Genomic DNA, 11,091 nt, shown 5'->3' with positions numbered 1-11,091 from the left:
CCACTCCTCGGCCCGCGCGCTGCGCGACCACCACCGCAACCTGACCGACGACCAGATCCGCGGCGTCGCCGCCACCGGCGGCGTGGTCTGCGTCAACTTCCTGCCCGCCTTCCTGACGGAGGACGTCACCGAGTACACGGTGGACCGGCTGGTCGACCACATCGAGCACGTGGTGAGCGTCGGCGGGATCGACCACGTGGGGCTCGGTCCGGACTTCATCCGCGAGGTCATGCACGACGTCACTCCCCCGTGCTGCGAAGAACCCGGCTACAGCGGCATCGACATCGGCGCGACCCTGCCCGGACTGTCCGGCCCGAGCGGCCTGCCCCTGGTCACCGACGCCCTGCTCAAGCACGGCTTCGCCGACGAGGAGATCGTGAAGATCATCGGCGGCAACGTGCACCGGCTGTTCCGCGCCGAGCTGGGCAGGCCCGCCTGAGCCTCGCGGAGGCATGAGCCGAGCTGGGACGGGGGCGGCGGCCGCTCCTCCGCGAGACAGCGGGCGGCCTGCCGCAAGGAGGCGATCGGCCTCGGCCGTGAGACGGGCCACCTCGTGGAGCGGCGGCCCCCAGGCGGATACTCCCGACGCGGGGGTGCCCCCGGCATGACAATGGAACCCGGTGCGACGAATGGGAGAAGGAAGCTTGAAGATCACCGGGATCGAGTTGAGGCGGGTCGCGATGCCACTGGTCACGCCGTTCCGTACCTCCTACGGCACGGAGACCGAACGCGACGTGCTCCTGCTCCGCGTGGTCACCCCCGAGGCGGAGGGCTGGGGCGAGTGCGTGGCCATGTCCGACCCGCTCTACTCCCCCGAGTACGTCGACGCCGCCGCCGACGTGCTGCGCCGCTTCCTCATCCCGGCCCTGCCCGCCCGTGCCGACGTCCACGGCGTGGGCCGCGCGCTGCAGCCCTTCAAAGGCCACCGGATGGCGAAGGCGGCCCTGGAGAGCGCGGTCCTGGACGCCTGGCTGCGCGCGTCCGGTCAGTCCCTCGCCTCCTTCCTCGGCGCCGCCGCCGACCGCGTTCCCGCCGGGGTGTCGATCGGGATCACGAACTCCGTCCCCGAACTCCTGGACACCGTCGCGGGCTATCTCGACGAGGGCTACGTCCGGATCAAGCTCAAGATCGAGCCCGGCTGGGACCTGGCACCGGTCCGCGCGGTACGGGAGCGCTTCGGCGACGACCTGCTCCTCCAGGTCGACGCCAACGCCGCCTACACCCTCGCCGACGCGCCCCACCTGGCCAGGCTGGATCCCTTCGGACTGCTGCTCATCGAGCAGCCGCTGGCCCACGACGACATCGTCCAGCACGCCCGGCTGGCCGGCAGGATCACCACCCCGATCTGCCTGGACGAGTCCATCGAGTCGGCCGCCGACGCGGCCGCCGCCATCTCGCTGGGCGCCTGCTCCGTGGTCAACGTCAAACCCGGCCGGGTCGGCGGCTACCTGGAGGCCCGGCGCATCCACGACCTGTGCCGCGCCCACGGCGTCGCCGTCTGGTGCGGCGGCATGCTGGAGACGGGCGTCGGCCGCGCCGCCAACGTCGCCCTGGCCGCCCTGCCCGGCTTCACGCTGCCCGGCGACATCTCCGCCTCCCATCGCTACTACACGACGGACATCACGCCGCCCTTCGAGCTGAGCGACGGCCATCTGGACGTCCCCGGCGGGCCGGGCATCGGCGTCGAGCCGATCCCCGGCGTGCTGCGGGAGGTCACCACCTCCACCGAGTGGATCACCCGCTGACCACGGGCTCCCGCGAAGCGGCCGGCCCGAAGCCCGGTCACGGATGCGAGATTCCGCCGCCGGAGCCGGTCGGACGCGCGACCGATCACGTCCGGGACTCGACCGGTCTCACTTCGCGATGGCCTCCTGGGCGGTGGCGGAGATGAAGCGGGTGATGCGCCGCCAGGCGTCGGCCGAGGCGTCGGCGAAGTCGGGAAGCTGATGATCGAAGAAGCCGTGGGGCGCGTCCGGGTAGGTGACGAACTCGTGCCCGACCCCGGCGGCGGTGAGGGCGTCGTCGAAGGCGGTCACCATGGCCGGCGGGATGTTCTCGTCGCCACCGCCCCACAGGGCGAGGACCGGCGCGGTCATCAGGTGGGCCAGCTGGATGGGGCCGGGAGCCCCGTTGAGCTCGCCGGGAAAGCCGTACAGCCCGATGACCCCGTCGAGGCCGAAGCGGGGGGCGGCGGTGTTGAACGCGAACCTGCCCCCCATGCAGAACCCCAGGGAGACCACGGTGTGGCAGCTCTCGCGGAGCCTTTCGACACCGGCCGACATGTCGGCGGACAGTCCCTCAGAGGTCAGCCTGGCGAGATGGTCCGGCATGAGCGTGGCCATGTCGGCGAAACTCTCGGGCCGGTCGCGGTAGTCGGTTCCGGCGGTGCGCGCGTAGTAGTCGATCGCGACCGCGGTGTGCCCCAGCTCCGCCAGCCGTACGGCGAGCTGCTGGTAGAAGCCCGACAGTCCGCGATTGTCGGGGAGAACGAGCACCCCCACCCCTGACGGTTTCTCGGGGCGGGCGAGAAATGCGCCGACGCGCGTGCCGTCACCCGAGGTCAGGATGGCCTGCGCGGCCTCCGCCCGGGTGATCGGAGCATTCGGCACAGGCGGGGCGGCAGCTGCGTCGTAACACACGGACGACACTCCTTTGAATTGACTGGAGTTTACGCCCGAAACATTAGCCGCACTTATTCGATGGTTTCCAACATGATATCATGGATAAATTAATTATCGATATACGAGCGATTAAACAGTGGTCACGAAAAGCGCTTCAAGGAATTGAGGTTTCCGCGCCTCTTTCACGCGGCGGCCCGGCGCGAGCGGATCGGGGAGCCCCTCCCCGGCGTTCCCGTCGACCGGAGGCGAACGCCCCGGTCCGCCGGGCGTACGGGCACGGGACCGTCAGGAGGCCAGATACTCCTCCCTGACCTTGGAGCGGGAGAGCTTCCCGGTGGGCGTGCGGGGCAGCTCGTCGCGGAACTCGATGACCCTGGGGTGCTTGAAGCGGGCGATCCGCGGGCCGAGGTGTGCCAGCAGTTCCTCGACCGAGGGGCGGGGGCCGGGCACCGGCTGGATCAGGGCGACCACCCGGTGGCCCCACTCCTCGTCGGGCACGCCGATCACCACGACGTCGGCGACCGCCGGGTGCTCCAGGATCGCCGCCTCGATCTCCGCGGGGTAGATGTTCACCCCGCCGGAGACGATCAGATCGGTGCGGCGGTCGCAGAGGAACAGGAAGCCGTCCGCGTCCATGAAGCCGATGTCACCGGGGGCGTACCAGTCACCGCGCATGCTGGCGGCGGTCTTCTCCGGGTCCTTGCGGTACTCGAAACCGCCGGTGCCCGACCTGACGTAGATCATGCCGGGCTCGCCCGCGGGGAGCTCCTCCCCGTCCGCGCCGAGGATCCTCGCCTCGAAGGTCGGGGCCGGGCGGCCGACCGTGCCGGGACGCTCCAGCCAGTCGTGCGGCTTGACGGAGAAGGCGATGGCCGTCTCGGTGGAGCCGTAGTACTCGTACAGCACCGGCCCCCACCAGTCCATGATGCCCTTCTTGACCGCCACCGGGCAGGCCGCGCCGGTGTGCACCACCTGCCGCAGCGACGACACGTCGTAGCGCGCCCTGACCTCCGCCGGAAGCTGCAGCATCCGGTGGAACATGGTCGGCACCATCAGCGCGTTGCCGACCCGGTACCTGTCGACCAGCTCCAGAATGGCCTCCGGTTCGAACCTGGGCGCGATCACCAGGGTGTGCCCGAGGTGGAGGGCGAAGATGGTGTGCGCGCACGGCGCGGAGTGGTACATCGGCGAGGTCACCAGGTGGATCTCGTCGCCGGCCCGCAGGTCGCAGACCTCGCCCAGGAACCAGGTGTAGAGCGGGACGGTCGCCTCCGGCTCGTGGCTGGAGAGCGGGCGCTGCACGCCCTTGGGGAACCCGGTGGTGCCCGAGGTGTACCACATGACGCCGCCGCCCGAGCGGTCGTCAGGGGCGGTCGTGGGCTGCCCCTCGGCCAGCTCGGCCACGCCGACGGCCTTCTCGACGGAGTACGACGGGTCGGCGACCACGACCCGGGCGTCGCAGTCGGCCAGGATGTAGTCGATCTCGGCGGCCGTGAGGTGCCAGTTGACCGGTACGTAGTACAGCCCCACCTGCCCGGTGGCCATCAGCATGACCACCGCGTCGATGCCGTTGGGCAGCACTCCGGCGACCACGTCGCCTCGGCCGAGCCCGCGGGCCCGCAGGCCGTGTGAGACCTGGTTGACCGTGGCCAGCAACTCTCCGTAGGTCGTCACGGCGCCGTCGGGGTGGATCAGCGCGCGGCGGCCGGGATCGGCCTCGGCGATCCGGTAGAAGGTGGGTAGCCCGCTGATGTCGGCCATGGACGTTCCTCCTTTAGAGCTCCAGCAGTTCGGCGAGGCGGGTACGGTGCGTGCGGGGCGCGCCCAGCAGCACCTCGTCGGCCTTGGCGCGCTTGTAGTAGAGATGCGCGTCGTGCTCCCAGGTGAAACCGATGCCGCCGTGCAGCAGGAGGTTGTCCCGGGCCACCTCGAAGCAGGCCCTGCCGACGTAGGCCTGGGCGAGCGCGGCGGCCGAGGAGAGCTCGCCGGGCGCCTCGTCCGCGGCCCAGGCCGCGTAGCGGACTATCGACTCGGCCTGCTCCAGCTTGCAGTGCATGTCGGCGAGCCGGTGCTTGACGCCCTGGTAGGAGCCGATGAGGCGGCCGAAGGTCACCCGGAGCTTGGCGTAGCCGACGATGGCGTCCAGCGAGGCGCGCAGCACGCCGAGCTGCTCGGCGGCCACCGCGACCGCGAACAGGTCCCTGGCCCTCGCCACGCCCTCCGTCGACGAGGCGATCTCCTCGCCCGCGCCCAGATCCACCTTCGCCTGCCTGCGGGTGATGTCCAGGGTGGTCAGCGGGGTGCGGTCACCGCCTCTGACCGCCAGGACCCGCGGCCCCTCGATCGCCAGGACCACGTCGGCCTCGGCACCGTTGAGCGCACGACCGCCGTCGAGGGCGACGGTCGCGAGCGTGGTCCCCGCGGCGATGCCGGGCAGCAGCTCCTTGTCGCCCACCTCGGTCAGCAGGATCGTGGCGAGGGTGGTGGCCAGGAAGGGGCCCGGCAGCAGCGCCGCGCCGGTCTCCTCCAGGACCACCGCGAGCTCGGCGTACCCGGCCCCCGCGCCGCCATGCTCCTCTCCGACGACGAGGCCGGCGAGCCCGAGCTCGCCGTTGAGCCTGCGGTAGACCTCGGGGTCGTGGCCGGTCTCGGATTCGACGGCCCGCCGGACCTCGGGCAGCGGCGAGGCGGAGGCGAGGAAGGCACGGACCGCGCCGCGCAGTTCCCGCTGTTCCTCGGTGAGCACGAGCTTCATATGTTTCCGCCTTTCTGCGCGAGCCCGGAGGTCACCCGTTCACCTTGAGGTCCTTGAACGGCACGTTCTTGTCCACCCGCGGCTCGGGCGGCAGGTTGAGCACCCGGTCGCCGATGATGTTGCGCATGATCTCGTTGGTGCCGCCGCCGAGGGCCATGGCGGGAGCGAGTGAGACGGCCTCGGCCAGCCGCCCGCCACCCTCCTCGTAGGCGACGGCCCCCGGCCCGGCCAGCGAGGTGGCGAGGTCGGCCTGGAACATGGTCAGCTCGGCCAGCAGCAGCTTGGCCGCGCTGCCCCTGGCCCCGGGGAAGACGCCGGCCTTGGTCTCCTGGGAGAGGCGCTCGTTGAACAGGGCGAGCGCGCGGGAGCGGATGTGCAGCTCGATGAGCTGGTCCCTGACCACCGGGTCGGCGGTGTCGGCGGTGTGGCGCAGCACCTCGAAGGCGACCGGGTTGTCCTTGCGGCCGCCCATGCCGACGCCGCTGGAGATGGACAGACGCTCGTGCAGGAGTGTGGTGACCGCACAGCTCCACCCGTCGTTGACCTGGCCGACCAGGTTCTCCGCGGGGATGTGCACGTCGTCGAAGAAGATCTCGTTGAAGTGGGCGCGGCCTGTCATGTCCCGCAGCGGGCGGACCGTGACGCCGGGGGCGCGCATGTCCACGATGAACATCGAAAGGCCCTTGTGCTTGGGCGCGTCCACGTCGGTGCGGGTGAGCAGCAGCCCGTAGGAGGCGTGCTGGGCGACCGAGGTCCAGACCTTCTGCCCGGTGACCGTCCAGCCGTCCTCGGCCGGGGTGGCCCGGGTCTGCAGGGCGGCGACGTCGCTGCCGGCGCCGGGCTCGGAGAAGAGCTGGCACCAGATCTCCTCGCCACGCAGCAGCGGACGCAGGTGCCTGGCCTTCTGCTCGGGGGTGCCGAGGTCGACGAGGGTCGGCCCGCACATCCCGAGTCCTATGGAGAAGACGTAGGTCGGCAGTGTGAAGCCCGCGGCCTCCTCGGCGAAGGCCCGCTCCTCCGCCTGGGTCAGCCCCTGGCCGCCCCACTCGCTCGGCCAGCCGATCCCCGAGTAGCCCGCGTCGTACATGCGCGCCATGAAGGCCTTCGCGGCAGCGACCCCACCCGCGTCCGGGGTGGCCTCGGCCTCGACGTCGCCAGCGTTGGCCTCCAGCCAGGTCCTGGCACGCCGCCGGTACTCCTGAAGATTCATGTCCGCTCCAATCAGTGCTCACTTACTCTAGCCAGCACCCGATCAGCCGTACAGAGCAATGCTCTGCAGGGGAAGGTGAAAGGATATTTGCCCCTTCTTGGCCATCAATCACCAGGAAACGGCAATTAATCCGCCTAGTGGCCCTATTCAGCGCCGAGGAGTGAAGTGTTCGCGGGGAACGCGCGGTCGGTACACCGTCGGCTGACGCTCACCGCCGTCACGACAACCATCGTGATAGGCGGCGCCGCCTTCACGATCGTGACACTCAGGGCCGTGAAGACGGCGCTCGTGCAGGTCAAGGCGATCAGACGCGAGCTGGAGGAGATCACCGCGACCGACATCGGCCGCCGGGTGCCGGTGCCGGCCGCGCGGAACGAGATCAGGCAACTGGCCGAGACGATCAACCAGACGCTGGACCGGCTGGAGGCCTCGGCCGAGCAGCAGCGCAGGTTCGCCTCCGACGCCTCGCACGACCTGCGCAGCCCGCTCACCGCCATGCGCGCCCAGGTGGAGGAGGCGTTGCGCTACCCCGACGACATCGACTGGACGGCGAAGGCCCACGCGATGCTCGCCAGCCTGGACCGGCTTCAGGCGATCGTCTCGGACCTGCTGACACTGGCCAAGCTCGACTCCGGGGTGCCCGCCCATTACGAGCGGATCGACCTGGGCATGCTTGTCTGCGATGAGCTGGACAGGCACCGGCGCAACGTCCGGATCGACAGGGAGCTGCAGCCGGGGGTGGCGATCACCGGCGACCGGCTCCGGATGGCCCGGCTGCTGACGAACCTGCTGGACAACGCCGAACGGCACGCCGACTCCAAGGTCTCGGTGAGCGTGACCAGGGACGACGGAACGGCCGTCGTGGAGGTGCTCGACGACGGCGCCGGGATCGCGCCCGAGCAGCGGGAGCTGGTCTTCCAGCGGTTCGCCCGGCTGGACGCCTCCCGCAACAGGGACGAGGGAGGCACCGGACTGGGACTCCCCATCGCCAGGGAGATCGCCCGCACCCACGGCGGCATCCTGAGGCTGGAGGACAGCGTCCGGGGCGCGCGGTTCGTCCTGCGGATCCCCCTGCACCCCGACCAGGACGGCGCCCCCTGACCCGCTAGGGTTCCCTTGTGGCAAGGGGATTTGGGCGATTACGTCGTGAAGATCTGCTCCGAACCGCCTGCGATGTCATCGCGGCCCAGGGGTTCGGTCACACCCGAACCGCGGACATCGCGCAGGCGGCCGGCGTCAGCCAGGCGCTGCTCTTCTACCATTTCGAGACCAAGGAGAAGCTGTTCGCCCAGGCCTTCTCCTACGCGGCCCAACTCCATCTGGACGCGCTCGCCAGGGTGGAGGAGTCGGGCGGCTCACCCCTCGACCGGTTGCGGGCCCTGCTCAGGTTCTATCCCCCCGGCGGAAAGACCAAGTCGTGGGCCCTGTGGATCGACGCCTGGGCCGAGTCGATGCGCAACTCCGAGCTTGAGGAGACGTCCCGCAGGATCGACACGCGGTGGAAGGAGGCGCTTCACGCGATCATCGACGACGGCGTCGCGGCGGGAACCTTCGTCTGCGCGGACCCCGAGGGCTCGACCTGGCGGATCATGTCTCTCATCGACGGCCTGGCCACCCAGGTGACGGTGCACAGGCGGCTGCTCTCCCGGGCGCGCATGACCGAGTTCATCCAGACGGCCGCCGCGGCGGAACTGGGCCTCTCCCCCGCCGAACTGAGGTCAGCTTCTCAGCCCTGAAGGACTGAGCTTGCAGCTCCTCGCCGTCGGTGGCTTCGACGGTCTGGTCCGCGTCAGGCAGCGTGACTCACTGCCCAGCTTGTGACACCGCGCGAGGCGATGTTACGAGCTGCGTTGACGTCGGCGTGCTCAGCGAAACCGCACGACGTACAGGCGAAGCCGGCCTGGTCGGGCCGGTTCTTCTTGTCCACGTGCCCGCAGGCCGAGCAGGCCTGCGAGGTGTAGGCCGGGTCCACGAATATCAGAGCGACACCGGCACGGGCCGCCTTGTAGGCGATGAACCGGCCGAGCTGGTGGAAGCTCCATGAATGCAACGTGACCCGCTGGGGCTTGCGGAGCCGTACCCGGTCGCGGATGCCCTGGAGATCTTCCAGGGCGATGCCTTGCCCGGTGCGTTGCGCCTCGGTCACGATGCGTTTGGCGATGGTGTGGTTGGTGTCGGCGGCGAAGCGCGCTTCTTTGCGGCGGCGTTTCTTCAGCAGCCGTTTGGCGGACTTGGTCTGCTTGGCCTGCAGGCGGCGGCGCAGCTCGCGGTGGCGGTGGCGGACCGCGTTCAGGCCCTTGCCGCTGTGGCGAACCCCGCCACTGGTGGTCGCGATGTTGGCGATCCCCAGGTCCACCCCCAGGAATCCGTTCGGGGTGCGCACCGGCACCTCTGGCAGGTCGCAGGTGGCGATGAGGAACCACATGCCATCGCGGTATACGAGGTCCGATTCGCCCTTGCGGTAGGCGGCCAACATCTGGAGCTGATCGGCCGAGGCGGCGAACGCCACGTTTTTCATTCGCCCGCGCGTGGTCCAGATGCTCACTGTGCGCGCGTCCATCTGCCAGGACAGGCAGCGGTCGTCGAACGGCTGGGCCGCGCCGGGGCGAAAGACGATCGGCTTGGCCAAGGCCCGCTCGCGCCGCGCGGAGCCGGGCCTGCCCACGTTGCCGTTGCGGAGATTGGCGTGCAGCGTGGCGTAGGCGTCGGTGACCTTCTTGATGACATGCTGCGCGGCCTGAGCCGCCAGCCCGTAGTCGTCCTTGATCTGCCCGTAGGCGTGCCTGCGCAGGTCGTAATTGCGGAATACCCGCTGGTGGTGGGCGAGCGCCGCCACCCAGGTGGCCGCGTCGTTGACCGCGTGCAGGGTCGCCTGCAGCGCCGCCGCCTGCTCGGGCGTCGGCAGGAGTCTCACCTGCACCACCAGCTTCACCTCGAACACTTTAGCGTTAGGTCCATGTCACCGAGATGGGAACCGAGCCCCGATATAAGAAGAGGTCGAAGCGTTGTTTGCGCGCTTCATGCACATTTGGTCTTTGTCTCGAGGTATCGGCGAGGTGTGTTCACCGGCGAGATCCTGCGTCGCTGCGAAGACATCATGATCGAGGTGTGCGACGGTTTCGGGGCGGAGCTGGTCGAGTTCAACGGCGAGGAAGATCACGTGCACCTGCTCGTGCACTACCCACCCAAAGTCGCCCTCTCGACGCTGGTGAACAGCCTCAAGGGCGTGTCCGCCCGGCTATTGCGCAAGGAGTATCCGGCACATATCCATAAGTATCTGTGGGGCGGGCATTTCTGGTCGCCGTCGTACTTCGCAGCCTCCTGCGGCGGCGCACCCCTATCGATCATCAAGGAGTACATCGAAGACCAGAGACGCCCGGGCTGAGCCGCTCGACGGCCTACCGGTCACCGCACCGCTCGGGCCCTGGCGGCCCTCCCGTGCTGTCGTTTCCTCCCGGGCGTGAACTGCCCGGGATTCCACGCCAGATCACGCTGAACAGCCCCCTGGGCAGCACGACCAGGAGCATGGCGAGGGCGATCAGCCCTCCGCCGAGGAAGACGCTCAGGGTGAGCGACTCCCCGTACAGCGCGACGGCCAGGACGGTCACCCAGAGCGGCTGTGTCGACAGGATCACCGTGGCGGGCACCGGCGGCACGTGGACCTGGCCCCACGAGCGGGCCAGGAAACCCAGGGCGCAGGCCACGATCGACAGGTGGCCGAGGATCAGCCAGTCGGCCGGCGTGGCGGGCAGGGTCAGGCCGCCCGGCAGGGCGAGGACGCCCGTCATGACGGCGATGGCGCCGAGTTGGATGACCGTGACCGCGTAGGCGTGCCGCCGCGCCTCGGCGGAGTTGCCGAGCACCAGCGTGTGGGCCGCGTACAGGACGGCCGACACCAGGGTGGCGACCAGCGCGGGCGGGGAGATGTCGCCCTCCACGCCCTTCAGCAGGGTGAACACGGTCATCGCGACGGTCGCCAGCGCCACCGCGACCCAGATCCTGGCCGAGGTCCTGGCGCCGAGCAGGACCAGCCCGAGGACCGGGGTGATCACCACGTACGAGCCGACCGTGAACCCCGAGACCGACGAGGGCAGGTCGTGCAGCGAGACCGCCTGGACCGTCTGGCCGACGCCGAACAGCAGGCCGAGCAGGATGCCGATCAGCCAGGTGCTCTCGGAGAGCCCTCGCAGGCTACTCGGGCGGAGCGCGACCAGCACGACCGTGGCGATGCCGTACCGCTCGGCGAGAAGGTCCGCCACGGGCATGCGGACGATGAGGTCCTTCATCAGCGGGAAAGCCGACCCCCAGGCGGCGCTGACGAAGGTCAGGAGCGCGATTCCCAGAAGGGGCCGGGGGGCTGCGACCACTGCCATAGTCGAAGGGTTACATCACCTGCAGCGACGGACAGGTCACCGACCGGAGCAGGAGTGGCCTTAATACAACGCTGAGTGAAGGACGTCACACCGGTGCGAGGGACCTCATACCTCCGCGGGACTTTCCGTCTT

At 69.6% G+C, this 11,091-nt stretch carries 11 protein-coding genes; 5 read left to right on the top strand and 6 right to left on the bottom strand.

Going from position 1 to position 11,091, the window contains the following annotated elements; translation table 11 throughout:
* Together ABT061_RS28620 and menC are read left to right on the top strand one after the other, a co-directional pair.
* Positions 1–439 (top strand): dipeptidase (locus tag ABT061_RS28620; protein WP_350923680.1); only part of this gene is annotated, 439 nt, incomplete at its 5' end.
* Between the two features lie 205 nt (positions 440–644).
* Entirely contained in the window at positions 645–1,745 is a 1,101-nt protein-coding gene (gene menC / locus ABT061_RS28615; protein ID WP_350923678.1) for an o-succinylbenzoate synthase, read from the top strand.
* A 108-nt stretch (positions 1,746–1,853) separates the two neighbouring features.
* Here the strand turns inward: menC and ABT061_RS28610 are convergent, their stop codons facing one another.
* The 4 genes from ABT061_RS28610 to ABT061_RS28595 all read right to left on the bottom strand — a co-directional run bounded on the left by ABT061_RS28610 (position 1,854) and on the right by ABT061_RS28595 (position 6,586).
* Positions 1,854–2,609, bottom strand: coding sequence for a dienelactone hydrolase family protein (locus ABT061_RS28610; protein ID WP_350923676.1), 756 nt, complete (start codon positions 2,607–2,609; stop codon positions 1,854–1,856).
* Between the two features lie 297 nt (positions 2,610–2,906).
* The gene (locus tag ABT061_RS28605; RefSeq protein WP_350923674.1) at positions 2,907–4,382 is read right to left on the bottom strand and encodes an AMP-binding protein; all 1,476 of its coding nucleotides are present in this window, start codon (positions 4,380–4,382) and stop codon (positions 2,907–2,909) included.
* A gap of 13 nt (positions 4,383–4,395) precedes the next feature.
* Positions 4,396–5,376, bottom strand: coding sequence for an acyl-CoA dehydrogenase family protein (locus tag ABT061_RS28600; RefSeq protein WP_350923672.1), 981 nt, complete (start codon positions 5,374–5,376; stop codon positions 4,396–4,398).
* Between the two features lie 31 nt (positions 5,377–5,407).
* Positions 5,408–6,586: an acyl-CoA dehydrogenase family protein gene (locus tag ABT061_RS28595; protein ID WP_350923670.1), complete on the bottom strand. Its 1,179-nt coding sequence runs from the start codon at positions 6,584–6,586 to the stop codon at positions 5,408–5,410.
* A gap of 165 nt (positions 6,587–6,751) precedes the next feature.
* Here ABT061_RS28595 and ABT061_RS28590 point away from each other — a divergent pair, with 165 nt between their 5' ends.
* Entirely contained in the window at positions 6,752–7,687 is a 936-nt protein-coding gene (locus ABT061_RS28590; protein ID WP_350923669.1) for a sensor histidine kinase, read from the top strand.
* 17 nt (positions 7,688–7,704) lie between these two features.
* Positions 7,705–8,322, top strand: coding sequence for a TetR/AcrR family transcriptional regulator (locus tag ABT061_RS28585; protein WP_350923667.1), 618 nt, complete (start codon positions 7,705–7,707; stop codon positions 8,320–8,322).
* 53 nt (positions 8,323–8,375) lie between these two features.
* Here the strand turns inward: ABT061_RS28585 and ABT061_RS28580 are convergent, their stop codons facing one another.
* Positions 8,376–9,518 carry an RNA-guided endonuclease InsQ/TnpB family protein gene (locus tag ABT061_RS28580; protein WP_350923665.1) on the bottom strand — a complete coding sequence of 381 codons (1,143 nt, stop codon included), beginning with the start codon at positions 9,516–9,518 and terminating at the stop codon, positions 8,376–8,378.
* A gap of 24 nt (positions 9,519–9,542) precedes the next feature.
* On the opposite strand from ABT061_RS28580, the gene tnpA reads away from it, so the two are divergent.
* On the top strand, positions 9,543–9,971 hold the full coding sequence (gene tnpA, locus ABT061_RS28575) for an IS200/IS605 family transposase (protein ID WP_350923663.1): 429 nt from the start codon (positions 9,543–9,545) through the stop codon (positions 9,969–9,971).
* 13 nt (positions 9,972–9,984) lie between these two features.
* Here tnpA and ABT061_RS28570 read toward each other — a convergent pair whose 3' ends face one another.
* Entirely contained in the window at positions 9,985–10,959 is a 975-nt protein-coding gene (locus ABT061_RS28570; protein WP_350923661.1) for a DMT family transporter, read from the bottom strand.
* Positions 10,960–11,091: the final 132 nt, after the last annotated feature.

Source organism: Streptosporangium sp. NPDC002544, from assembly GCF_040295965.1.
GTDB lineage: Bacteria > Actinomycetota > Actinomycetes > Streptosporangiales > Streptosporangiaceae > Streptosporangium.
This window is presented reverse-complemented; position numbering and strand designations above follow the sequence as displayed.